The 22,559-nt window shown below is 70.7% G+C and carries 21 protein-coding genes; 12 read left to right on the top strand and 9 right to left on the bottom strand.

All coding sequences use genetic code 11. The annotated features are described in order from the left end of the window. Positions 1–85 precede the first annotated feature (85 nt). The 3 genes from OG521_23650 (at position 86) to OG521_23640 (ending at position 1,921) form a co-directional block, all read left to right on the top strand. Positions 86–673 carry a 50S ribosomal protein L25/general stress protein Ctc gene (locus OG521_23650; GenBank protein WUW23604.1) on the top strand — a complete coding sequence of 196 codons (588 nt, stop codon included), beginning with the start codon at positions 86–88 and terminating at the stop codon, positions 671–673. A 108-nt stretch (positions 674–781) separates the two neighbouring features. After that, entirely contained in the window at positions 782–1,375 is a 594-nt protein-coding gene (gene pth, locus OG521_23645) for an aminoacyl-tRNA hydrolase (protein ID WUW23603.1), read from the top strand. Between the two features lie 75 nt (positions 1,376–1,450). Further along, the gene (locus tag OG521_23640; protein ID WUW23602.1) at positions 1,451–1,921 is read left to right on the top strand and encodes a hypothetical protein; all 471 of its coding nucleotides are present in this window, start codon (positions 1,451–1,453) and stop codon (positions 1,919–1,921) included. Between the two features lie 27 nt (positions 1,922–1,948). Here OG521_23640 and ppc read toward each other — a convergent pair whose 3' ends face one another. Beyond that, positions 1,949–4,678 (bottom strand): phosphoenolpyruvate carboxylase, encoded by a 2,730-nt coding sequence (gene ppc / locus OG521_23635; GenBank protein ID WUW23601.1) that lies wholly within the window; start codon positions 4,676–4,678, stop codon positions 1,949–1,951. 343 nt (positions 4,679–5,021) lie between these two features. Between ppc and OG521_23630 the strand changes: the two genes are divergently transcribed. The 4 genes from OG521_23630 to OG521_23615 all read left to right on the top strand — a co-directional run bounded on the left by OG521_23630 (position 5,022) and on the right by OG521_23615 (position 10,456). Next, positions 5,022–6,002, top strand: coding sequence for a fatty acid desaturase (locus OG521_23630; protein ID WUW23600.1), 981 nt, complete (start codon positions 5,022–5,024; stop codon positions 6,000–6,002). Continuing rightward, positions 5,999–6,685, top strand: a complete 687-nt coding sequence (locus OG521_23625) for a TetR/AcrR family transcriptional regulator (GenBank protein ID WUW23599.1) — start codon at positions 5,999–6,001, stop codon at positions 6,683–6,685. Before OG521_23630 ends, OG521_23625 begins: the two co-directional genes overlap by 4 nt. Positions 6,686–6,975: 290 nt before the next feature. Beyond that, positions 6,976–8,637, top strand: coding sequence for a VCBS repeat-containing protein (locus OG521_23620; GenBank protein ID WUW26777.1), 1,662 nt, complete (start codon positions 6,976–6,978; stop codon positions 8,635–8,637). 85 nt (positions 8,638–8,722) lie between these two features. After that, entirely contained in the window at positions 8,723–10,456 is a 1,734-nt protein-coding gene (locus OG521_23615; GenBank protein ID WUW23598.1) for a VCBS repeat-containing protein, read from the top strand. 28 nt (positions 10,457–10,484) lie between these two features. Here OG521_23615 and OG521_23610 read toward each other — a convergent pair whose 3' ends face one another. Both OG521_23610 and OG521_23605 read right to left on the bottom strand, forming a co-directional pair. Further along, positions 10,485–10,868: a glyoxalase gene (locus OG521_23610; GenBank protein WUW23597.1), complete on the bottom strand. Its 384-nt coding sequence runs from the start codon at positions 10,866–10,868 to the stop codon at positions 10,485–10,487. After that, positions 10,868–11,665, bottom strand: a complete 798-nt coding sequence (locus OG521_23605; protein WUW23596.1) for a trans-aconitate 2-methyltransferase — start codon at positions 11,663–11,665, stop codon at positions 10,868–10,870. The genes OG521_23610 and OG521_23605 overlap by 1 nt, the downstream gene beginning before the upstream one ends. An 89-nt stretch (positions 11,666–11,754) precedes the next feature. Here OG521_23605 and OG521_23600 point away from each other — a divergent pair, with 89 nt between their 5' ends. Continuing rightward, the gene (locus OG521_23600; protein WUW23595.1) at positions 11,755–12,252 is read left to right on the top strand and encodes a MarR family transcriptional regulator; all 498 of its coding nucleotides are present in this window, start codon (positions 11,755–11,757) and stop codon (positions 12,250–12,252) included. On the opposite strand, the gene OG521_23595 is transcribed toward OG521_23600, so the two are convergent. Continuing rightward, on the bottom strand, positions 12,211–13,008 hold the full coding sequence (locus OG521_23595) for a response regulator transcription factor (protein ID WUW26776.1): 798 nt from the start codon (positions 13,006–13,008) through the stop codon (positions 12,211–12,213). The two genes, OG521_23600 and OG521_23595, sit on opposite strands and share 42 nt — an antisense overlap. Positions 13,009–13,288: 280 nt before the next feature. On the opposite strand from OG521_23595, the gene OG521_23590 reads away from it, so the two are divergent. Next, complete coding sequence (locus OG521_23590) at positions 13,289–13,732, top strand: GNAT family N-acetyltransferase (GenBank protein WUW23594.1); 444 nt, start codon at positions 13,289–13,291, stop codon at positions 13,730–13,732. Positions 13,733–13,748: 16 nt separating this feature from the next. On the opposite strand, the gene galK is transcribed toward OG521_23590, so the two are convergent. Genes galK through galT form a run of 3 tightly spaced genes read right to left on the bottom strand, consistent with a single transcriptional unit; the run spans position 13,749 to position 16,932 of the window. Next, positions 13,749–14,915: a galactokinase gene (gene galK / locus OG521_23585; GenBank protein WUW23593.1), complete on the bottom strand. Its 1,167-nt coding sequence runs from the start codon at positions 14,913–14,915 to the stop codon at positions 13,749–13,751. Beyond that, positions 14,912–15,892, bottom strand: a complete 981-nt coding sequence (galE, locus tag OG521_23580; protein WUW23592.1) for a UDP-glucose 4-epimerase GalE — start codon at positions 15,890–15,892, stop codon at positions 14,912–14,914. The genes galK and galE overlap by 4 nt, the downstream gene beginning before the upstream one ends. Next, positions 15,889–16,932, bottom strand: coding sequence for a galactose-1-phosphate uridylyltransferase (gene galT, locus OG521_23575; protein ID WUW23591.1), 1,044 nt, complete (start codon positions 16,930–16,932; stop codon positions 15,889–15,891). Before galT ends, galE begins: the two co-directional genes overlap by 4 nt. Positions 16,933–17,165: 233 nt before the next feature. Between galT and OG521_23570 the strand changes: the two genes are divergently transcribed. Continuing rightward, complete coding sequence (locus tag OG521_23570; GenBank protein WUW23590.1) at positions 17,166–18,836, top strand: sodium:solute symporter family protein; 1,671 nt, start codon at positions 17,166–17,168, stop codon at positions 18,834–18,836. Positions 18,837–18,851: 15 nt separating this feature from the next. Beyond that, positions 18,852–19,148, top strand: coding sequence for a hypothetical protein (locus OG521_23565; protein ID WUW23589.1), 297 nt, complete (start codon positions 18,852–18,854; stop codon positions 19,146–19,148). A gap of 33 nt (positions 19,149–19,181) precedes the next feature. Here OG521_23565 and OG521_23560 read toward each other — a convergent pair whose 3' ends face one another. Beyond that, a complete protein-coding gene (locus OG521_23560; protein ID WUW23588.1) occupies positions 19,182–19,877 on the bottom strand; it encodes a LuxR C-terminal-related transcriptional regulator in 696 nt (231 codons plus the stop codon). 214 nt (positions 19,878–20,091) lie between these two features. Between OG521_23560 and OG521_23555 the strand changes: the two genes are divergently transcribed. Beyond that, a complete protein-coding gene (locus tag OG521_23555; protein WUW23587.1) occupies positions 20,092–20,538 on the top strand; it encodes a hypothetical protein in 447 nt (148 codons plus the stop codon). A 72-nt stretch (positions 20,539–20,610) separates the two neighbouring features. On the opposite strand, the gene OG521_23550 is transcribed toward OG521_23555, so the two are convergent. Beyond that, the gene (locus tag OG521_23550; protein WUW23586.1) at positions 20,611–22,512 is read right to left on the bottom strand and encodes a PQQ-binding-like beta-propeller repeat protein; all 1,902 of its coding nucleotides are present in this window, start codon (positions 22,510–22,512) and stop codon (positions 20,611–20,613) included. Positions 22,513–22,559: the final 47 nt, after the last annotated feature.

The following is a 22,559-nucleotide window of genomic DNA, read 5'->3' as shown; positions in this document are numbered from 1 at the left end:
TCCGTTATCGACGCGCTCTTCGTAGCAGGCCTGTCGTGGGCCGGGTGACCTTCCGCAGTTTTGTCACCTTACGAGGAGTGCAGTCATGGCCGAGATCAAGCTCAACGCCGCGGTCCGTTCGGAGTTCGGCAAGGGCGCTGCCCGTCGTACCCGTCGTGCCAACCTGGTTCCCGCGGTCGTCTACGGCCACGGCGCCGACGCGGTCCACATCACGCTGCCGGCCCACGAGCTGCAGCTCGCGCTCCGTACGGCCAACGTCCTCATCGGTCTCGAGATCGACGGCAAGGACGCCCTGGTCATCCCGAAGGCCGTGCAGCGCAACGCCCTCAAGGGCAACATCGAGCACGTCGACCTGCTGACCGTGAAGCGCGGCGAGAAGGTCGAGGTCGAGATCGCGGTGCACGTCGAGGGCGAGCTGGCCCCGGGCGGCAACCTGCTCGAGTACGTGCAGAACACCCTGCTCGTCGAGGCCGAGGCCACGCACATCCCCGAGTCCGTCACGGTCTCCATCGCGGGCCTGGACGCCGGCGCCTCCATCCTCGCCAAGGACATCCCGCTGCCCAAGGGCTCCGTGCTGGCCGGTGACGAGGACGCCGTCGTGCTCCAGGTCGTCACCGCTCAGGTCGAGGAGCCGACCGCCGAGGCCGCCGAGGCCGAGGGCGCCGACGCCTAGAGGGTTCGTCCCACCTGCTTGACTGACGGGGTGGCGGATCTCCGTACCGGAGGCCGCCGCCCCGTTCTGCTGTCCGCCACCCGCTCGTACCCGAGGAGACCCAGCGCGATGTCCGACGCCAATGACCCCTGGCTGATCGTGGGCCTGGGCAATCCCGGTCCCGAGTACGCGGCGAACCGGCACAACGTCGGTTTCATGGTCGCCGATCTGCTCGCGGAGCGGATCGGGGGGAAGTTCAAGCGGGCGCCGAAGGCGCAGGCGCAGGTGCTGGAGGGCCGGATCGGTCCGCCCGGTCCGTCGAGCCGCCGGGTGGTGGTGGCGAAGCCGATGTCGTACATGAACCTGTCGGGCGGTCCGGTCGCGGGGCTGCGCGATTTCTACAAGGTGCCGCTGGATCATGTCGTGGCCGTCCACGACGAGCTGGACATCGACTACGGGACGCTGCGGCTGAAGCTGGGCGGTGGCGACAACGGTCACAACGGGCTGAAGTCGATGACGAAGTCGATGGGTGCGGACTATCACCGGATCCGGTTCGGGATCGGGCGTCCGCCGGGCCGGATGCAGGTCGCGGACTTCGTGCTGAAGGACTTCTCGTCCACGGAGCGCAAGGAGCTGGCGTTCCTGGTGGACCGGGCGGCGGACTCGGTGGAGTGCCTGCTCGCGGAGGGTCTGGAGCGCGCGCAGGGCGCGTACAACTCCTGACATACGCGTCGGTAACCGGGCTGTTTTCGGCCACGGCTTGACCGACCGCAGGGCCCTGGCCAAGGATCGGCCACCATGAACCGCAGCTCCTCCCACCGTGCCCTGCAGTACGGCCGCAGCGCGGCGCTGGGCTGTGTCGTCCTGCTGCTGCTCGTCGCGGGTGTGCTGTCCTCGTGGGACTCGGCGCAGCACATCGTGCTGGCCAAGGGGCGTGAGCACGGCACGCTGACGGTCACGGGGTGCGGCGACGATGTCTGCACGGGGCCGTTCGCGGCGTCGGAGGATGCGCAGCCGCGGGCCCGGGTGTCGGTCGACAAGTCCGTGGCGGCCCGCAAGGGTGACCGGTTTCCCGTGGTGGTGAAGCCCGGGACGGCCGAGGTGGTGCGGACCGGGACGCCGGGTTTCCTGCATGCGTGGGTGCCGTTGGGCGGGGCGCTGCTGCTGGCCGCGCTGGTGATCGGCGGCGGTCTGCGGCTGACCCGGACCGCCTGGTTCACCGGGATCGCGGGTGGGGTCCTGCTCGTGGCGGCTTTCGTCGCCCTGTGAGCCGGACCCCGCCCGCGTCGGGGTGGGTCAGCCGGTGTTGCGCAGGCCGGCCGCGACACCGTTGACGGTGAGCAGCAGGGCCCGGGCGAGCAGCGGGTCGGCTTCCTCGCCGCGCTCGGCCGCCTGGCGCTGGCGGGCCAGCAGCGAGACCTGGAGGTAGGAGATCGGGTCCAGGTAGGCGTCGCGGATGGCGAAGGTCTGCTGGAGCACCGGGCTGGTGCCGAGCAGTTCGCTGTTGCCGGTGATCCGGAGGACCTCGCTGACGGTCAGCGCGTGCTCGGCCTCGATGACGTCGAAGACGTGCTTCAGCTCGTCGGGGACGAGGGTGTCGACGTAGTGCCGGGCGATGCGCAGGTCGGTCTTGGCGAGGGTCATCTCCACGTTGGAGAGGAAGTTCCGGAAGAAGTGCCAGTGCTCGTGCATCTCGTCGAGGACGGTGTCGAGACCGGCTTCGCGCAGGGCCTTGAGGCCGGAGCCGACGCCGAACCAGCCGGGCACGATCTGCCGGGACTGGGTCCAGCCGAACACCCACGGGATGGCGCGCAGTCCGTCGAGCGAGACGCCCGAGCCGGGGCGGCGGGAGGGCCGCGAGCCCAGGTGCAGGTCGGCGAGCTGGTCCACCGGGGTGGAGGCGAGGAAGTACGTCGGCAGGTCGGGGTCCTCGACCAGCTTGCGGTACGCGGCGTGCGCGGCGTCGGAGACGGTGTCCATGGCCGCGTCCCAGCGGGCCAGGGCCTCGTCCGACTGGCGGGGCGCGGTGTGCAGTGCGGAGGCCTGGAGGGTGGCCGCGACGGTCAGTTCCAGGTTCTCCCGGGCGAGCGCGGGGATGAGGTACTTGTCGGAGATGACCTCGCCCTGCTCGGTCACCTTGATCTCGCCCTCCAGGGTGCCCCAGGGCTGCGCGAGGATCGCGTCGTGCGAGGGGCCGCCGCCGCGGCCGACGGTGCCGCCGCGGCCGTGGAAGAGGCGCAGCCGTACGCCGTAGCGGTGGGCGACGTCGCGGAGCCGGCGCTGGGCGCGGTGGATCTCCCACTGGGAGGTGGTGATGCCGCCGAACTTGGAGGAGTCGGAGTAGCCGAGCATGACCTCCTGGACGTCGCCGCGGAGCGATACGAGGCGGCGGTAGGAGGGGTCGGCGAGCATCTCGTCGAGGATGACGTCGGCGGCCTTGAGCTCGTCGGTGGTCTCCAGGAGCGGGACGATGCCGATCTTGGCCCAGCCGCCGTGCAGGTCGAGGAGGCCTGCCTCGCGGGCGAGGACGGCGGCGGCGAAGACGTCGTCGGCGCCCTGGCACATCGAGATGATGTAGGACTCGATGACTTCGGGGCCGAAGCGCTCGAAGGCCTGGCTGATGGTGTGGAAGACGCCGAGGGTCTTCTCGCCCGCGGCGTCGAGCGGGGCCGGGGTCGGGGCGAGCGGCCGGCGGGAGCGGAGCTCCTTGGCGAGGAGCTTCTGCCGGTAGTCGCGCGGCATGTCGGCGTAGCGCCAGGACTCCTCGCCGAGGCGGTCGAAGAGCTGGCCGAGCGCGTGGTGGTGGGCGTCGGCGTGTTCGCGGACGTCCATGGTGGCGAGCTGGAGGCCGAAGGCGTTCAGCGTGCGGATGGTGCGGTCCATCCGGCCGTCGGCGACGATGCCGGCCTTGTGCTTGCGCAGCGAGGTCTGGATGAGGGCCAGGTCGGCGATGAGCTCGGCGGTGCCGAGGTAGTCGCAGCCGGGGCGGTGCGGGGTGCCGGAGGCGAGGCGCTCGCGGGTGTTGACGAGCTTCTGCCGGATGCAGGTGGCCTTGAGCCGGTAGGGCTCCTCGGCGTTCAGCCGCTTGTAGCGGGGGCTGATCTCGGGGAGCTGTTCCAGATCGGTCTGAAGGGAGGTGAGGAGCTCGTCGGTGGCTCCGGTGTAGCGGATGGAGTTGGAGAGGAGTCCGCGCAGCTGGTCGACGAGTTCGAGGGCGTCGGTGATGCCGTGCTCGTGCTGGAGGATCAGCACCTCCCAGGTGACGGCGGGCGTCACGTTGGGGTTGCCGTCGCGGTCGCCGCCGATCCAGGTGCCGAAGGTGAGCGGGCGGGTGCCGGCGGGCAGTTCGACGCCGACGCGCTCCAGCTCGGCGGCCAGGTCCTCCAGGACGTCGCCCACGGCGTTGGCGTGGAGCTCGTCGAGGTAGTAGATGGCGTTGCGGGCCTCGTCGGCGGGCTCCGGGCGGACCACGCGCAGCTCGTCGGTCTGCCAGATGAGGTCGATGTTCTCGGCGAGCCGGATGTCCTGGCGGCGCCGGTCGGCCTCGATGACCGGGGTCTCCAGGAGTGCGGCGATGCGGCGGAGCTTGTTGAGTACGGAGCGCCGCGCGGCTTCGGTGGGGTGCGCGGTGAAGACGGGCCGTACGTTGAGGTTCTTGACGGTGGCCCGCAGGTGCTCGGGGTCGGCGTCCTTGAGGCGGTCGGCGGTGCGGGCGAGGAGCCCGCCCTCGGCGGCGCGCCGGTCGCGCATCTCGTGGGCGCGGTGCACCTGCTCGGTGACGTTGGCGAGGTGGAAGTAGGTGGAGAAGGCGCGCACGAGCTGTGCGGCGGTCTCCAGGTCCGTGTCGCCGAGGAGTTCGGCGGCGGCCTCGCCGTCGGTGCGGGTCAGGGCGCGGACGCGCTCGACGAGGTCGAGGAGCTCCTGGCCTTCCTGGCGTACCAGGGTCTCGCCCAGCAGGTCACCGAGGCGGCGGATGTCGGCGCGCAGCTCGGGGCTGGCGGCAGGGGTCTGGTCGGCACTGCTCACAGTGTGCGGCTCCTTGCAGTGGTTGAGCACGGGATCCGGGGCCCGCGGCCGGCTGCGGTGCCGACGCGACCCCCCGGGTGGCAGGGTGCGGACCGCGCTGTCCGACCTCTCCAGGATAGGTGTCCGTGCTGTCGGTGCTGTTCGCGCCCCGACGGGTACCCGCTGTTCATGGGGGTACGTGATGGGTGCGCCGTGTGTCCCCCTACCCCGTATGGCGCCCGTCCGTGCCTGCTCCGCCGTCCTCTCGTGTGGCGGGCCTTCGCGCTGCCATACTTACGACGCCGTAGGTTACGGGTGCGTAGCCCCGACTGTCCGCTGCTTTCCTACCCACAGGGGACTCCCCATGAAGTCCAGCCCCGAAGTGATCGAGGCCGCACAGGCGGCCGACGGTCAGGATCTTCCCCTCGCCACGCTCGGCGGGGACAACAAGCGGTCGATCGAGCAGATCGCGCTCCTGCTGTTCATCGTCGTGCCGTTCGTGGCGCTGGTCGCGGCGGTGCCGCTGGCCTGGGGCCGCGGTGTGAGCTGGCTCGATGTGGGTCTGCTGGTGGCGATGTACTTCATCGGCTGCCATGGCATCACGATCGGTTTCCACCGCTACTTCACGCATGGTTCGTTCAAGGCGAAGCGTCCGCTCCGTATCGCCCTGGCCGTGGCGGGTTCGCTGGCCGTGGAGGGCCCGGTGGTCCGCTGGGTCGCCGATCACCGCAAGCATCACCGTTTCTCGGACGCCGAGGGCGACCCGCATTCGCCGTGGCGTTTCGGCGAGACGCTGCCGGCCCTGATGAAGGGCCTCTGGTGGGCGCACATCGCCTGGATGTTCGACGAGGAGAGGACGCCGCAGCAGAAGTACGCCCCCGATCTGATCCGGGACCCGGCGATCCGCTGGATCTCCCGCCACTTCCTCTCCTTCACGATCGTCTCGCTGGCCATTCCGCCGCTGGTGGGCGGTCTGGTCACGATGTCCTGGTGGGGTGCGGCGACCGCGTTCTTCTGGGGCTCGCTGGTGCGGGTGGCCCTGCTGCACCATGTGACCTGGTCGATCAACTCGATCTGTCACGCGGTCGGCAAGCGCCCGTTCAGGTCCCGCGACAAGTCGGGCAACGTGTGGTGGCTGGCGGTCCTGTCGTGCGGTGAGTCCTGGCACAACCTGCACCACGCCGACCCGACGAGTGCGCGGCACGGCGTGATGCGGGGTCAGATCGATTCGAGTGCGCGACTGATCCGCTGGTTCGAGAAGCTGGGCTGGGCGACCGATGTGCGCTGGCCCGACTCCGCGCGTATCGAGTCCCGGCGCCACCCCGCGCGGGCCGACGCGGCATGATTGACGACGTGGCGACCGATGGAAGCACAAGCAGCGAGAACACCCGTGCACCCTCTGCCCGGCGGACCCGCCGGGTGCGGATGACCGGGAAGGAACGCCGCGAGCAGCTGCTGGACATCGGTCGCACGCTCTTCGCCGACAAGGGGTTCGAGGGCACGTCCGTGGAGGAGATCGCGGCGCGTGCCGGGGTCTCCAAGCCGGTGGTGTACGAGCACTTCGGCGGCAAGGAGGGGCTGTACGCGGTGGTGGTGGACCGGGAGATGCGTCAGCTCCTGGAGATGGTGAACACCGCGCTGACCGCCGGCCACCCGCGTGAGCTGCTGGAGCAGGCGGCGTTCGCGCTGCTGGACTACATCGAGACGTATACGGACGGTTTCCGCATCCTGGTCCGTGACTCGCCGGTCGCCCAGTCGACGGGCACGTTCGCCTCGCTGATCAGTGACATCGCCACGCAGGTGGAGGACATCCTGGGTCTGGAGTTCAAGGCCCGGGGCTTCGACGCGAAGCTGGCGCCGCTGTACGCGCAGGCGCTGGTGGGCATGGTGGCGCTGACGGGCCAGTGGTGGGTGAACGCCCGCAAGCCGAAGAAGGCGGAGGTCGCGGCCCATCTGGTGAATCTGGCCTGGCACGGCCTGGAGAACCTGGAGTCGAAGCCGCGACTGATAGGGCATCGCAAGAGCTGAGGGGAAGTGTCCGGATTGCGGCACGGCACATGTCCGACGTGTGTCCGATCCGAGACATCGTTCATCCATAAAGCACTTCAGTCCCGCTGGTCACAGTTGTAGAGTCTGTGACCATCCCGGGAATGCTTCACCCTGCATGTAATGCACCTGTGAAGGCGTTTCTCCCGGTTCCACCACTTACCCCTGGGGGGGCTTTGTCTTCTGTGGAACCCGGCCGTCGTGCCCTGCCCGCGCGCTCGAAGCGCGCGGGGCGGATCGCGGCCTGCACCGCCCTCGTCCTCTCGGCCGGCATGCTGCTGGCCGCCCCGGCCTCGGCCGATGACACCGCACCGCACCGCACCGCGGCCGAGCAGCCCGCACCGGCTCTCGGCTCGCTTCCGTCCCTCGCGCTCCCTGAGCACCCGGCGCACAAGCCGGCCGCCAAGGGTGTCGCCGGCGCGGCGGCCGCGGTGGTGCCCGCCAAGCCGCGTCTCGACGTGGACGGCGACGGTTACAGCGACACCATGTACCGCGCGATCGACGGCAGTGTGTACGTCGAGCCGTCGACCGGCGCGGCCTCGCACGAGTACACGATCAACGGCGACTACGAGGAGCAGTACAAGGACCTCGTCGCCCCCGGCGACCTGGACGGGGGCGGCGGCCCCGAGTTCCTGGCGCTGTCCGCCACCGGCACGCTCTCGCTCTTCCAGAGCTGGGGCGACAGCAGCACCGGTTACGCCACCTGGTCCGGCAAGGGCTGGCAGATCTACAACAAGCTGGTCGGCCCCGGCGACCTGAACGGCGACGGCCGCGGCGACCTGCTGGCCCGTACGCCTTCGGGCGAGCTGTACCTGTACGTCACCAACGGGGCGGTCGACAGCAACCCGTTCAAGTCCCGGATCAAGGTCGGCAGCGGCTGGGGCGCCTATGACCAGCTGGTCGGCGCGAACGACGTGACCGGCGACGGCATCGCGGACCTCTTCACCCGCACGCCCGCCGGTGAGCTCTACTTCTACGCCGGCACCGGCAGCACGGCCAAGCCGTTCGCGGGGCGCGTGAAGGTCGGCAACGGCTGGAACGGCTACAACCAGATCATCGGCGTCGACGACGCCAACGGCGACGGCCTCGGCGACCTCATCGCCCGGACGACGGCCGGCGCGATGTACTACTACGAGTCCACCGGGGCGGGCAGCTTCTTCACCCGTTCCGGCGGCGGCACCGGCTGGAACGTGGCGTCGCTGTTCATCGGGGCGGGCGGAAACCCGGACTTCGGCAAGAACGAGCTCCTCGGTCTCGACACCAAGGGCAGCCTGTACTGGTACTACCCGAAGAACAACGGTCTGTTCGCCGACCGGCAGTTCGTCGCCAAGGACTGGGGCGGGGCCAACATCACGTTCCCGTCGTCCCTCGACAAGGACGGCCGCGCCGAGCTGATGGAGCTGTACGCCGGCACGCTGTACATCGGCGGCTCCCCCATCGGCAACGGCTGGGGCGTCTACAACAGCCTCGTCGGCCCCGGTGACCTGAGCGGCGACGGCAAGGGCGACCTGCTGGCCCGCGACAAGTCCGGCAACCTCTACCTGTACCGGGGCAACGGCACGGGCAGCGCCTTCGCCTCCCGCATCAAGGTGGGCAGCGGCTGGAGCGCGTACAACAAGCTCGTCGGCGCCGGTGACTACAACGGCGACGGTCTCACCGACCTGCTCGCCCGCACCTCCGGCGGCACGCTCTACCTCTACCCGGGCACGGGCGTCGCGTCGAAGCCGTTCAAGTCCCGCGTCAGCATCGGCGGGGGCTGGAACACGTACAAGAAGCTGGCCGCGCCCGGCGACATCAACGGGGACGGCAAGGCCGACCTCGTGGGCGTCGACGGCAAGGGCGACCTCTACCGCTACACCTCGACCGGCACCGGCAAGTTCGGCGCCCGCGCGAGGATCGGCGGCGGCTGGGGCACGTACGCCAACCTGTACTGAGCCATGACCTGGCCGGGAGGCCCCGCCACGTACCTGGTTGCGTGGCGGGGCCTCCCGTCTTCATCACGTACCCCTGGGGGGGGCTATGACTTCCGTGCGCTCCACGCGTGCGCGCCGCATCGCGGCCTGCACGGCACTCGTTCTCTCGGCCGGCATGCTGCTGGCCGCCCCGGCCTCGGCCGATGACACCGCACCGCACCACACCGTGGCCGAGCGGCAGACGTCCTCGGCGGACCTGCGGCCGGCTCTGAACCTGCCGGAGCACACCGCACAACGGCAGGCTGCCGCCGCACCGGCCGCGAAGCCCCGTGCGGACTTCGACGACGACGGCTACTCCGACCTCGTCTACCGGAACTACGCGTCCGACCTCCGCACCTTGCCGAGCAGCTCGGACAAGGAGTACGGCTTCGAGATCCCCGGCAACGTCCCCTCGGCGTTCAAGGACATCATTCCCGTCGGCGACCAGACGGGGGACGGGTTCGCCGACCTCCTGACGCTGTCGCCGTACGGCTCGCTCACCTTCCGCGCGGGCATGTCGGGCGCCGGCACCGGCAACGCCGGCTGGACCGGCAAGGGCTGGCAGATCTACAACAAGGTCCTCTCGCCCGGTGACCTCACCGGCGACGGGCGCGCCGACCTGCTGGCCCGCACGCCCGCGGGCGAGCTGTACCTGTACCCGGCCACCGGCAACACGTCCACGGCGCCCTTCGGCGCCCGGGTCCTGGTCGGCAAGGGCTGGGGCACCTACGACCAGCTCATCGGGGCGAACGACGTCACCGGGGACGGCATCGCCGACCTCTACGGGCGCACCGTCTCCGGCGACCTGTACTTCTACCCGGGCACCGGCTCGGCCAAGGGCCCGTTCGAGGCCGCCACCCGGGTCGGTCACGGCTGGAAGATCTACAACCAGGTGATCGGCGCCGACGACCTGGACGGCGACGGCCGCGGCGACCTGCTCGCCCGCGCACTGAACGGCGACGTCTTCGTCTACCTCTCCACCGGCGACAGCGGCGAGCTCGCGGGCCGCGTCGCGGGCGGCACCGGCCTCAACACGGCCTCGCTCCTCGCCGGTGCGGGCGGCAGCCCGGACTTCGGGAAGAACGACCTGCTCGGACTCGACACCAAGGGCACGCTCTGGGCCTACTGGTCGCTGAACAACGGCAAGCTGGGCGCGCGCGACCAGCTGAGCGATGCCGGCGGATGGAAGGGCGCCAAGCCCTTCTACGCCTCCTCGCTGAACGAGAACGCCCTCGTCGACCTGATGGAGGTGTCCGGCGGCGGGCTCTACAACTACAGCTACGCACCGGGCACCCCGCCCCGCGTCAGCAGCGGCTGGGGCAGCTACAACCTCACGGTCGGCCCCGGCGACCTCACCGGCGACGGCAAGGGCGACCTGCTGACCCGCGACACGGGCGGCACGCTGTACCTCCACCCCGGCAACGGCACGGGCAGCGGCTTCGCCGCCCGGATCCGGATCGGCGGCGGCTGGAACGCGTACAACGTGATCGCCGGCGCCGGTGACTTCACCGGCGACGGCCTCACCGACCTGCTGGCCCGCACGTCCGACGGGGCGCTCAGGATGTACCGGGGCACGGGCGACAAGTACCGGCCGTTCCAGTCCCCGTTCACCGTGGGCCGGGGCTGGAACACGTACCAGAAGCTGGCCGCGCCCGGTGACCTCACCGGGGACGGCAAGGCCGACCTGGTCGGCGTCGACCGCAACGGCAGCCTCTACCTGTACGTCTCGAACGGCTCCGGTCAGTTCGCCGACCCGGTCCGGCTCGGCGGCGGCTGGAACACGTACAGCATCCTGAACTGAGCCACGGCACGCGCCCGGCGGGGCCCCGTCACCGGTCTTCCGGGGACGGGGCCCCGTCCGGTTCCAGGAACTCCAGCCGGTTGCCCACCGGGTCGTGGCTGAAGAAGCGGCGGTGGCCCGGCAGGTCCGCGTCCCAGCGGACCTCGGCGCCGCGTTCCGTCAGCCGGGCCGCGTACGCCTCGATGCCGGTGACGCGCAGGCCGGGGTGGGCCTTGCGGGCCGGGCGGAAGTCCGCCTCGATGCCCAGGTGGAGCTGGACCGGGCCGGCCTGGAACCAGCAGCCGCCGCGGGCGGCCAGGACCGGGGGCTTGGCGATCTCCGTCATGCCGAGGATGTGGACGTAGTACGCGCGCAGCGCCTCCTCCGAGCCCTCGGGGGCGGCCAGCTGGACGTGGTCGACGGTAGCGATCATCACTTCTCCCGGTGGGTGACGGCGAAGATACGGCGGAACGGGAAGACCGTGCCGTGCGGGCCCGCGGGGTAGGCGGTGCGCAGCAGGTCGCGGTAGTCGGCGAGGAAGGCGTTCCGGGCCTCCTCGTCGTCGGCGAGGGCGGTGAGGACCGGGCGCAGTCCGGTGCCCTTCACCCAGTCCAGGACGGCGTCCTCGCCGGGCAGGAGGTGGAGGTAGGTGGTCTCCCAGACGTCGGCCGTGCGGCCGGGGCCGGTGAGGCGGTCCAGGTAGCCGGCGGGGCTCAGCACCGCGTCCGCGTGGCGCAGCAGGCCGCCCAGGCGGGGGCGCCAGCGCGGGGACTCGGCGAGTTCGCGCATCAGGGCGTGGCTGGGCTGGTCGAAGTTGTCCGGGACCTGGAGGGCGAAGGTGCCGCCGGGGGTGAGCGCGTCCAGCCAGTCGGGGAAGCGGTCGGCGTGGCCGGGAACCCACTGGAGCAGGGCGTTGGAGATGATCAGGTCGTGCGGCTGCCCGGGGGTCCAGGTCGCGGCGTCGGCCTCGGCGAAGTCCAGCAGGGCGGTGGCGTGGGCGCGGGCCCGCTCCAGCATCTGCGGGGAGTTGTCGTAGCCGGTGATACGGGCCGTGGGCCAGCGTGCGGCGAGCAGGGCGGTCACGTTGCCCGCGCCGCAGCCCAGGTCGGCGATCCGGGGGGCGGGGTCGCGCGGCGGATCGGGGACGCGGGCCAGCAGGTCGTGGAAGGGGCGGGTGCGATGGTCCGCATGGCGCAGGTACTGCTGCGGATCCCAGGTGGGTGCGGTCATGTGCTCCAGGATCAACCCAGAAGTATCTTGATGTCAAGACACTTGAATTCAAGAGACTTCATGTCGACAGACCCTCTACACTGATCCACATGGAGGACGAGGTCGACCGACTGGTCGCTGCATGGCGCCGCGAGCGCCCCGACCTCGACGTGGAACCACTCGAGGTCCTCAGCCGCGTCTCCCGCCTGGCCCGTCACCTCGACCGGGCCCGCCGGATCGCCTTCGCCGAGCACCATCTGGAGCCGTGGGAGTTCGACGTCCTCACGTCGCTGCGCCGCGCCGGCGACCCGTACCAGCTCTCCCCCGGCCAGCTCCTCACCCAGACGCTGGTCACCTCGGGCACCATGACCAACCGCATCGACCGGCTGACCAAGAAGAACCTCGTCGAGCGGCTCCCCGACCCCAGCGACCGCCGCGGCGTGCTGGTCCGGCTCACCGCCGAGGGCCGCGACAAGGCCGACCAGTCGCTGGCCGGCCTGCTCGCCCAGGAGCGCGCCATCCTGGGCGAACTCTCCCGTCAGCAGCGGGGCGAACTGGCCGGTCTGCTACGCCAGCTGACCGCCCCGTTCGACAACATCCCCGGCTAGCGCCGGTACCTCCAGGTCGACCGGGCCGACGCCCGCCCGCCTCGCCAGCGCGACGGCGGCCAGCGTCGAGTGCACGCCCAGCTTCCCCAGCACGTTCTGCATGTGCGTACGCACCGTGTGCGGGGAGAGGAAGAGCCGCTCCGCGACCGCCTTGCGGCCCAGGCCCGCCACCATGCAGCGCAGCACCTCGCGCTCGCGCGGGGTCAGGGACTCGACGAGTTCCTCGCTCTCGGTGCGGTGCTTGCGGTCCGCCATCAGCTCCCGCAGCACACCGGTGAGCAGCGCGGCCGGCAGGTGCGTCTCGTCGCGCAGCACCCCGCGGATCACCGCGAGCAGCCGTTGCAGCGAGCTGTCCTTGGCGACCCAGCCGCAGGCGCCCGCCTGGAGCGCGAGCGCGGCCCGGCGCGGGTCGTCCTTCTCGGCGAGCACCACCGTGCGCACCGACGGCTGGCCCGAACGGACCCCGGCCACCAGGGAGATGCCGTCGACCAGGCCGTTCTCCCCGGTGTTGGGGGCGGGCACCGGCACCGGGCCCGCGGCCTGGCGGCCGTGCGGGCCCAGGATGCCCAGTTCGGCGTCGACGAGCATCACGTCGTAGCCGCGCCCCTCGGCCGCCGCGCGTTCCAGACAGCGCAGGGCGGCCGGGCCGCTGCCCGCCGCCGCCACGTCGACATCCGGTTCGGCGGCGAGCGCCGCGGCGAGCGACTCGGCGAAGATACGGTGGTCGTCGACCACGAGAACCCGGATACGGACCACAGGCACCCCCATGCTGTGCGTTCTGGGGCGCCCGAAGCGTGCGACCCCCGGCAGGGACGGACCGGCGCGGGTACGACGCCCGGAACGGGGAGTTGAACCGCAGTCCCACGGCCGCCGCCGTGCACCGACTGCCACCCCGGCCGGGCGTCGCACCCGGCTGTCTCGTACCCCTGAATCAGCACCGGCCCCCACCGGTGCTGTGCATCAGCGTACGGGCGGCGGCCGGGAGCGGAAGCCGATTGGCAGAACTGACCGCCAGTCCGGTCCTAGGGTGTTGTTCATGTTCCGTCTTGAGACAGAAGTGGACAAAGAACGACGTCAGCTGCTGAACAGGCGGCTGCGTGACGACAACACGGCGCGCTCGGCGCGGATCCGCGCCCTGCGCGACACCCCCGCCGCACACGAAGTCCCGCTGGAGGTATGGGCGCTGGACGCGGAGGGGAACCTCGCCGCCGGGCTGAGCGGACGCACCTGGGCGTACTGGCTCCATGTGGACGTGCTCTGGGTCGACGCCCGCCACCGCGGCCACGGCCTCGGCTCGCGGCTGCTCGCCGAGGCGGAACGGGTGGCCGGGAGGGACCGGTCCTGCACCCGCTCCCGGGTGGAGACCTGGGACTTCCAGGCCCCGGACTTCTACCGGAAGCAGGGTTACGAGGAGCGGGGGCGGGTCGAGGACTACCCGCCCGGCGTCACCGAGTTCACGTTCACCAAGGAGCTCGGCTGACCGGCTCCCGGCCGGCTCAGACGAGCCGGCGGGCTCCCGCCGACGGCACGGCCGGGAAGACGCCCGGCGCCGCGTGACCCGCCGAGGCGAACGCCTCCTGCACGGCCTTGGTGACCGTGTCCGCCTGCGTCTCCTCCACCAGCACGATCGCCGAGCCGCCGAAGCCGCCGCCGGTCATCCGGGCACCGAGCGCACCGGCCGCGTTCGCCGCCTCGACCACCAGGTCCAACTCCGCGCAGGAGACCCGCAGATCGTCCCGGAGCGAGACATGGCCGGCGTTGAGGACCGGGCCGGCCGCGCGCACGTCGCCGGAGTCGAGCAGCGCGATGACCTGCTCGACGCGCTGGTTGTCGCCGACCACATGGCGTACGTAGCGCACCACGGACTCGTCCGCGCCGGCCTCGGCCAGCGTGTCGAGCGCGGCGCCAAGTCCGGCGTACGGGATCTCGCGCAGGGTGCCTATGCCGAGGAGGCGCGCCCCCTCCTCGCAGCCCGCGCGCCGCTCCGCGTACGCGCCGTCGCCCAGCGCGTGCTTGACGCGGGTGTCGACGACCAGGAGCCGCAGACCGCGGGCGGCCAGGTCGAAGGGGACCTGGCGCTGGGTGAGGTCGCGGGTGTCCAGGTGCAGGGCGTGGCCGTCGGTGCAGCAGGCCGATGCCATCTGGTCCATGACGCCGCAGGGGACGCCGACGAACGCGTTCTCGGCGCGCTGGGCGAGGACCGCCAGCTCGGCGAGGCCGAGACCGAACCCGAACAGGTCGTTCAGCGCGAGCCCGGTCACCACTTCGAGGGCGGCGGACGAGGAGAGCCCGGCGCCGGTGGGGACGGTGGAGGTCAGCTGGATGTCGGCGCCGGTGACCTGGTGGCCCGCCTCGCGCAGCGCCCAGACGACCCCGGCCGGGTAGGCGGCCCAGCCGTGGCCGGAGTGCGGGGCCAGTTCGTCGACGCGGAGCTGGACGACACCGCCCGGAACGTCGGTGGAGTGCAGCCGCAGCACGCCGTCGGTGCGGCGGGAGACGGCGGCCCGTGCGACGTGCGGCAGCGCGAGCGGCATCACGAAGCCGTCGTTGAAGTCGGTGTACTCGCCGATCAGGTTGACCCGGCCGGGGGCGGCCCAGACCCCCTCGGGTGCGGTCCCGTAGAGCTCGGTGAAGGAGGCGGTCAGCTCAGCGTGGTCGGTCATGGTGCGGTGGGCTCCTCTCGGCGGGCGAACGTCCAGGCGTCGGAGACGATTCCGGCCAGGTCGGCGCGGGACGGCTGCCAGCCGAGGCGCTCCCTGGCGGTGGTGGCGGAGGCGACGAGGACGGCCGGGTCGCCGGCGCGGCGCGGGGCCGCGGTCTCGGGGACCGGGTGGCCGGTGACCTCGCGGACCGTCTCGATGACCTCGCGGACCGAGAAGCCGTTGCCGTTGCCGAGGTTGCAGATCAGGTGCTCGCCCGCGGTGGCGGCGTCGAGGGCCAGCAGGTGGGCCTCGGCGAGGTCGGCGACGTGGATGTAGTCGCGGACGCAGGTGCCGTCGGGGGTGGGGTAGTCGTCGCCGTAGACCGAGATCGACTCCCGCTGCCCGAGGGCGACCTGGAGGACCAGCGGGATGAGGTGGGACTCGGGGGTGTGCCGCTCGCCGCAGCTGCCGTGGGCGCCCGCCACGTTGAAGTAGCGCAGCGAGACGGCGGCGAGTCCGTGCGCGGCCGCCTCGCCGGTGATCATGTGGTCGACGGCCAGCTTGGTGGCGCCGTACGGGCTGGTCGGGGCGGTGGGGTCGGTCTCGGTGATGGGGCTGGAGACCGGTTCGCCGTAGGTGGCGGCGGTGGAGGAGAAGACCAGGGTGCGCACCCCGGCGTCGCGCATCGCGGCGAGCAGGGCGGTGGAGCCGCCGACGTTGTTGACCCAGTACTTCTCGGGGTCGGTGACGGACTCGCCGACCTGGGAGTACGCGGCGAAGTGCAGCACTCCGTCGTAGGAGGGGTCCAGCCATTTGGCGGCGTCCTGGATACGGCCCTCGATGAACTCGGCGCCGGCCGGGACGCCCGCGCGGAAGCCGGTGGAGAGGTCGTCGAGGACGGTGACGGCGTGCCCGGCCTCCAGCAGGTGCTGGGCGACGACGCTGCCCACGTATCCCGCGCCGCCGGTCACCAGGTACTTCTTCGGGGACTTGCTCACTCGCTCGCTACCTCTCGCAGTCGCTGGGCCGCGGTCTCCGGCGGCACGTCGTTGATGAACACGCTCATGCCGGATTCGGAACCCGCGAGGAACTTCAGCTTGCCGGAGGTACGTCGAATGGTGAAAAGCTCCAGATGGAGCCCGAAGTCATCCCGTCCCTCGACCCCGAACGGTGCCTGGTGCCAGGCGGAGATGTACGGGGTCGGCGGCTCGCCGGGGCCGAAGATCCGGTCGAATCGCCTCAAGAGTTCCAGATAGACCTGTGGGAACTCACGCCGTGCGGCCTCGTCGAGGTCCCGCAGGTCGGGGACGCGGCGGCGCGGGTGGAGATGGACCTCGTAGGGCCAGTGCGCCGCGTACGGCACGAAGGCGATCCAGTGCTCGGCGGCGAGGACGATCCGCGAGCCGTCGGCCTCCTCGCGGGCCACCACGTCGTCGAAGAGGTTGCCGCCGGTCTCCGCGCGGTGGGCCGCCGCGGAGCGCAGCATCAGCTCGGTGCGGGGGGTGACGAAGGGGTAGCCGTAGATCTGCCCGTGCGGGTGCCCGAGCGTGACGCCGATCTCGGCGCCCCGGTTCTCGAAGCAGAACACCTGCCGGACCTGCGGGAGCTCGGCGAGCTCGGCGGTGCGGTCGGTCCACGCCTCCAGGACGAGGGCGGCCTGCTCCTCGGTGAGGTCGGCGAAGGAGGCGTCGTGGTCGGAGGTGAAGCAGACGACCTCGCAGCGGCCCGAGTCACCGGCCAGGGAGGGGAAGCGGTTCTCGAAGACGGCGACGTCGTAGTCCGGCTCCGGGATCTCGCTCTGCCGGCCGTCCACCGAGGGGCAGAGCGGGCACTCGTCGGCCGGCGGGTGGTAGATGCGGCCCTGGCGGTGCGAGGCGATGGCGACGCTGTCGCCGAGGAGCGGGTCACGGCGGACCTCGGAGGAGGTCGAGACGGGGTCGAGCGGCCGCCGGTCGACGGCCTCGCGGACGATGTCGTCGCGGCTGTCGTAGTAGATCAGCTCCCGGCCGTCGGCGAGCGTCGTAACCGTCTTCTTCACCAGACTCCTCCCAAACAGAACCGCACACAATGAACCACAAATCAACAGACTCGTCAATGAGTCGGAGCCCTCGACGTGACGGGAATCTCGCAGGGCCGAGCAGGGTTGGGGCGGCCGTTTTCGGCAATACGATCACAATCCAACAAAGAACCTCATTGGAACTGTTCAGTTTTTGAACACAAGAGCGTAGTTTCCTTCGGGTTCAGTTCGCGCAACGAAGCGAGTACCCCCACATGCAAAATCTGGCTGCAGGGCTCCGGCTCCCCACGAACGGGCTCGACTACACGATCCTGGCGATCTACTTCGTCGTCGTTCTCGGCATCGGCTTCGCCGCCCGGGCGAGCGTGAAGACGAGCCTCGACTTCTTCCTGTCCGGCCGGTCACTGCCCGCATGGGTGACCGGGCTGGCCTTCGTGGCGGCGAATCTCGGCGCCACCGAGATCCTCGGCATGGCGGCGACCGGCGCGCAGTACGGCGTCGCGGTCGTCCACTGGTACTGGATCGGCGCCATCCCGGCGATGGTCTTCCTGGGCCTCGTGATGATGCCCTTCTACTACCGCTCGAAGGTGCGCTCCGTACCGGAGTTCCTGCTGCACCGCTTCGACAAGTCGGCGCATCTGCTCAGTTCCATACTCTTCGCGTTCTCGGCGGTGCTGATCGCGGGCGTCAACCTGTACGCCCTGTCGATCGTCGTCGAGGCGCTGCTCGGCTGGCCGCAGTGGGTCGCGATCGTCGTCGCGGGCCTCTTCGTCCTGATCTACATCACCATCGGCGGCCTCTCCTCCGCGATCTACAACGAGGTGCTGCAGTTCTTCGTCATCCTCGCCGCGCTGATCCCGCTGACCATCCTGGGCCTCAAGCGCGTCGGCGGCTGGGACGGGCTGAGCGACTCGCTGGAGTCCAGCCACGGGGCGAACTTCATGACCGCCTGGGGCGGCACCGGCATCGGTGACGCCAACCCGCTCGGCGCCAACTGGCTGACGATCATCCTCGGCCTGGGCTTCGTGCTCTCCTTCGGCTACTGGACGACCAACTTCGCCGAGGTGCAGCGCGCCCTGTCCGCGAAGAACCTCTCGGCCGCCCAGCGCACCCCGCTGATCGCCGCGTTCCCGAAGATGTTCATCGTCTTCCTCGTGATGATCCCGGGCCTGGTGGCCGCCGTGGTCGTGCCCAACATCGGCACCGCGGGCTCGGACACGACGTACAACGACGCCATCCCGCTGCTGATGCGGGAGCTGCTGCCCAACGGTGTGCTCGGCATCGCCGTGACCGGTCTGCTGGCCGCGTTCATGGCCGGCATGGCCGCCAACGTCTCCTCGTTCAACACGGTGTTCACCACGGACATCTGGGCGCGGTACGTGAAGAAGGACCAGCCGGACGCGTACTACCTGAGCTTCGGCCGCAAGATCACGGTGCTCGGGGTGCTGGCCTCCATCGGAACGGCGTTCATCGCCTCCAGCTTCTCCAACATCATGAGCTACCTCCAGACGCTGTTCTCCTTCTTCAACGTCCCGCTGTTCGTGGTCTTCATCATCGGCATGTTCTGGAAGCGCGCCTCGATGAAGTCGGGCGTCTGGGGCCTGCTGGCGGGCACCACCGCCGCGATGGTGAACTACTTCGTGATCTACAAGCAGGGTGTCATCGACATCCCCACCGACCAGGGCGCCAACTTCGTCTCCGCGATCGTCGGCTTCGTCGCCGGTGCGGTGGTCATGGTCGTCGTCACGCTGTTCACGGCTCCCAAGCCGGAGGCCGAACTGGCCGGTCTGGTCTACGGAACCGAGTCGCCGGAAGCGCCCGAGGTGCCCGAGGAGGGCGACAGCGCCTGGTACCGCAGGCCCGCGCTGCTGGGCTGGGGCGCGATCGTGCTCGCCGCCCTGTGCTACGTCCCCTACTCGTTCTGAGCGGAGTAACTCACCATGTCCGACCTGCACAAGGAAGTCGCCGACCTGGAGCGGAAGTCCGCCACGGCCGCCCGGCTGTTCGACATCCGGACCATCATCGGCGGTCTCTTCGTGGTCTACGGAGTCATCGTCACCATCGCCGGGATCAACCCGTCCGACACCGACCTGAAGAAGGCCGAGGGCGTCCACATCAACCTGTGGACCGGCCTCGCCATGCTGGCCCTGGGGCTGTTCTTCCTGGTCTGGCTGAAGCTGCGTCCGGCCCAGCCGCCGGCCGTCGCCCCGGACGCCACCGACGCGCCCGGCAACTGAGGCAGCGTCACCACCGGCAGGGGCCGGACACCGTCAGCCGACGGTGTCCGGCCCCTGCCGCGTCACCGGTGCCGCCCGGTCCAGCAGGCCGGTACGGGCGGCGAGCGCCGCCGCCTCCAGCCGGGAGCCGACGCCCAGCTTCATCAGCACCCGCTGCACATGGGTGCGGGCCGTGCTCGGCGCGATCCGCATGCCCGCCGCGATCAGCCGGGTGTCCTCGCCCTCGGCGACCCGGACCAGGACCTCGACCTCGCGCGGCGTGAGCATCTGCAGCAGCCGCCGGCCCTCGTCGTCCGGCTGCGCCGCAGGGTTGAGCAGTTCGGCGAAGGCGCCCTGGAGCAGTTGCGGCGCGATCGCCGCCTCACCGGCCCGCGCCTTGGCCATCGCCCGCTCCACGCCCTCGATGCGCTCGTCGTGCCGGACGTACCCGGCGGCGCCTGCCGCGAAGGCGGCCGCGATGCCGCGCGGGCTGGGCACCGGGCCGAGGACCACCACGGCGATCTGCGGGCGCTCGCGTCTGATCCGGACGATCGGGTCGAAGGTGCCCGGTTCGGCGGGCGCGGCCGTGCCGAACAGACAGACCTCCGGGGCTCTGCTGACGACGAGTTCGGCCGCACCGGAGGTCGGCGCGGCTGCGGCGAGCACCCGGTGCCCGCGCAGTTTCAGGGCCGAGGCGAGCGCCTCGGCGAGCAGTCGGTGGTCATCGATCACCATGAGCCGCACGCCCATCGACCAACCCCCCCATAGCACCGGCAGGCCCCCCGGCCCCCTCTAGACCCGGCAAGTTACACGCTTGTTCGATGCCGCGGGCGTCTTAGCGGCCAGAACGATCGAGATCTCCGACTTCGGGTGCTTTGAGAGCGAGTTGATGGCCCATCATGGCTGAATTCAGGCTGTTGTAATCTGCATGCTGACCATGCCGGATCACATTTCTGGGGGAAACTTGCGTCTCAAAAGGGCTCTGCTCGTATCCGCGGCCACGTGTGCCGTGCTGGCGGGACCGGCGTTCACCGGCACTGCCGCCGCCGCGTCCAACGTCACCACCGAGGACGTCTCGACGTCGTGGGGGTACGCGGAGGTGAAGGCCGCCTGGCGGCTGAACCCGTACAAGCTCGACCCGCTCTACCTGTACGTGAAGGACAAGGCCGCCGACGGTCACTCGGTGGGCGTGCGCCTGATCACCACCGGCGACGCCGGCACGCACTACTTCCCGATGCACCGGGTCTCCACCGGCGCCGGCACCGCGTGGGGTGCGACCAGCTACGCCAACCCCGGTGGCTGGATCAGCACCGCGCGGATCGAGCTGTGCCAGATGGAGGGCAGCACGGTCCTGAAGTGCGTCTCGTCCGGCATCATGTACCCGGCGTTCGACGACAGCACCAACTCCTGACCCGCCACGACGGGCGGGCATGGGTGAGGGGGTGGAGCCGGCCGGCTCCACCCCCTCACCCGTGTCCGGTGGTCAGCTCGCGTGGAACGAGACGACGAGGTACTCCTTGTCGCCCAGCGAACTCTCCCTCGGCGCGCTGATCATCGTCTCCGAGATGTACAGCTTGCCGCTGCCGTAGAGGTACTCGGCGTAGTCCGAGGAGAAGCTGGTCTCCGCGTCCCGGATGGCCTCGTCGCCCGGGTTGTCCATCAGCACGGTCTGCTTGAAGGTGCCGCCGTCGATGGAGACGACCTGGCCGCCCTTGTCGTACGGGGGCTCCTTGTACGCGATGAGGTTGCCGCCGTCCATGCGCAGCGGGAACATCGTGTAGCGGTCGCCCGCGTCGGCCCGGTCGCTGGTGGGCTTGCCGGTGGTCAGGTCGAACGACACGATCTCGTTGGTGTTGCCGTACTCGCCGGTGCCCTCGTGCTCCTCGGTCGGCACGTAGATGCGGTTGTTGCCGACGGCGAGGTGCTGGCAGCTCTCGACCTTGGTGGAGCGGCAGCTCGCCGCGTACTTCTCGCCGTCCACCGCGATCTTGGTGAGCAGCTTGCCGCTGGCCGGGTCGATCGAGAAGAAGTCCGAGATCCCGCTGCCGTCGCCCGCGGTGTCGCCGACGTCGGCGGCGACGACCAGCGGCTTGGTGGAGACGATGCTCGCGTACTCGACGCCGGGCGGCATCTTGAACGAGGAGAGCGGCGCCCCCGTCGTCGGGTTCAGGGCCTGGATGACGAGCTGCGGGTCGTCGTACGAACCGCACTTGCGGACCACGGCGAGGGCCTCGCCGCCGCCGTACCCCTTGTCGTAGCAGCCGTCGGTGCTGGGCTTCGGCCGCCAGAGCTCGGCTCCGTCCGCCAGCTTGAAGGCGGCACCGCCCTCGGTGCCGCCCGCGGCGACGGTGTCGCCGCTCAGGGTGACCTCGTCGAAGCGTGCGGCGTTGTCACTGCTGGTGGTGACGGTGACCGACTTGCTCCACATGAGCTTGCCGGTGGCGAGGTCGAGCGCGCCGATCTGCGTGCAGGCCTGGTACTTCTTGGCGGCGGTCCGCTTGCCCGCCTCGAAGGCGATGGCCGTCTTGAAGTCCTTGGTGAGGTGCTGGGTGGCGGCGCAGACCTGGCCGCCCAGCGGGATCGACCAGAGCTTGGTGCCCTTGACCAGGTCGTAGGCGACGATCTCGTTGACGCCCGTCTTCACGTACGCCTTGTCGGTCATCCAGGAGCCGGCGACCGTGGTGACGTCGGTGACCTTGGGCTGCGGGAGCTGGAAGCCGACCTCGGCCTTGATGTTGGCCGGGGCCTTCTCCTTGCCGCCGCCGAGGCCGGTCTCCGAACCGCCCTTGCCCTCGCCCTTGGTGCCGGAGGAGGTGGACGCCTCGTCCTTCTTCTTGTCGCCGTCGCCCGAGGCGAACCAGACGCCGCCGCCGATGATCAGCGCCACGGCGACCACCGCGGCGACGATGATCCGGGACTGGGTGGAGAACTTCTTCGGCCCGTCACCGCCGGGCTGCTGCGGCTGCTGCATCGGAGTGGTCGGGTAGCCGTAGCCCTGCTGCGGCGGCTGGGGCGGGAACCCGTACCCCGGCTGCGGGGCCTGGCCGGGCGGGAATCCGTGGCCCTGCGGCGCCTGCGGCGGGAACCCGTACCCGGGCTGCTGCGGCGGCTGGCCCTGCGGGTAGCCGTAGCCGGGCTGCTGCTGGGGCGGGCCCGCGGGCGGCGGGGAGCCGTACCCGCCGGGCGGCGGTGCCTGGGGTGCCTGAGGCGCCTGGGGGGCGGCCGGCGGCTTGCCGTACGGGTCGGCGGGCGGCGGTGTCGGGGCGCCGAAGCCTCCGGGCGGCGGGTCCTGCGGGGCGCCGAAACCACCGGGCGGGGGGTCCTGCGGCGCGCCGAACCCGCCCTGGGAGGGGTCGTTGGGCGGCGGCTGGGGCGGCTGCGTCATGGCGTTGCGTACCTCTGGAGAAGGGGAGTCGGTCGGGGGGCCGGAGC

The organism is Streptomyces sp. NBC_01463 (assembly GCA_036227345.1).
Lineage (GTDB): Bacteria > Actinomycetota > Actinomycetes > Streptomycetales > Streptomycetaceae > Streptomyces.
The sequence above is the reverse complement of the archived record's forward strand: the minus strand, read 5'-3'. Positions and strand labels throughout refer to the sequence as shown.

Bases quoted from the DNA above. Each gene is read 5' to 3' on its own strand.
- OG521_23650 (WUW23604.1), top strand. From the start codon at position 86: ATGGCCGAGATCAAGCTCAACGCCGCGGTCCGTTCGGAGTTCGGCAAG.
- pth (WUW23603.1), top strand. From the start codon at position 782: ATGTCCGACGCCAATGACCCCTGGCTGATCGTGGGCCTGGGCAATCCC.
- OG521_23640 (WUW23602.1), top strand. From the start codon at position 1,451: ATGAACCGCAGCTCCTCCCACCGTGCCCTGCAGTACGGCCGCAGCGCG.
- OG521_23630 (WUW23600.1), top strand. From the start codon at position 5,022: ATGAAGTCCAGCCCCGAAGTGATCGAGGCCGCACAGGCGGCCGACGGT.
- OG521_23625 (WUW23599.1), top strand. From the start codon at position 5,999: ATGATTGACGACGTGGCGACCGATGGAAGCACAAGCAGCGAGAACACC.
- OG521_23620 (WUW26777.1), top strand. From the start codon at position 6,976: ATGCTGCTGGCCGCCCCGGCCTCGGCCGATGACACCGCACCGCACCGC.
- OG521_23615 (WUW23598.1), top strand. From the start codon at position 8,723: ATGACTTCCGTGCGCTCCACGCGTGCGCGCCGCATCGCGGCCTGCACG.
- OG521_23610 (WUW23597.1), bottom strand. From the start codon at position 10,868: ATGATCGCTACCGTCGACCACGTCCAGCTGGCCGCCCCCGAGGGCTCG.
- OG521_23605 (WUW23596.1), bottom strand. From the start codon at position 11,665: ATGACCGCACCCACCTGGGATCCGCAGCAGTACCTGCGCCATGCGGAC.
- OG521_23600 (WUW23595.1), top strand. From the start codon at position 11,755: ATGGAGGACGAGGTCGACCGACTGGTCGCTGCATGGCGCCGCGAGCGC.
- OG521_23590 (WUW23594.1), top strand. From the start codon at position 13,289: ATGTTCCGTCTTGAGACAGAAGTGGACAAAGAACGACGTCAGCTGCTG.
- galK (WUW23593.1), bottom strand. From the start codon at position 14,915: ATGACCGACCACGCTGAGCTGACCGCCTCCTTCACCGAGCTCTACGGG.
- OG521_23570 (WUW23590.1), top strand. From the start codon at position 17,166: ATGCAAAATCTGGCTGCAGGGCTCCGGCTCCCCACGAACGGGCTCGAC.
- OG521_23565 (WUW23589.1), top strand. From the start codon at position 18,852: ATGTCCGACCTGCACAAGGAAGTCGCCGACCTGGAGCGGAAGTCCGCC.
- OG521_23560 (WUW23588.1), bottom strand. From the start codon at position 19,877: ATGGGCGTGCGGCTCATGGTGATCGATGACCACCGACTGCTCGCCGAG.
- OG521_23550 (WUW23586.1), bottom strand. From the start codon at position 22,512: ATGACGCAGCCGCCCCAGCCGCCGCCCAACGACCCCTCCCAGGGCGGG.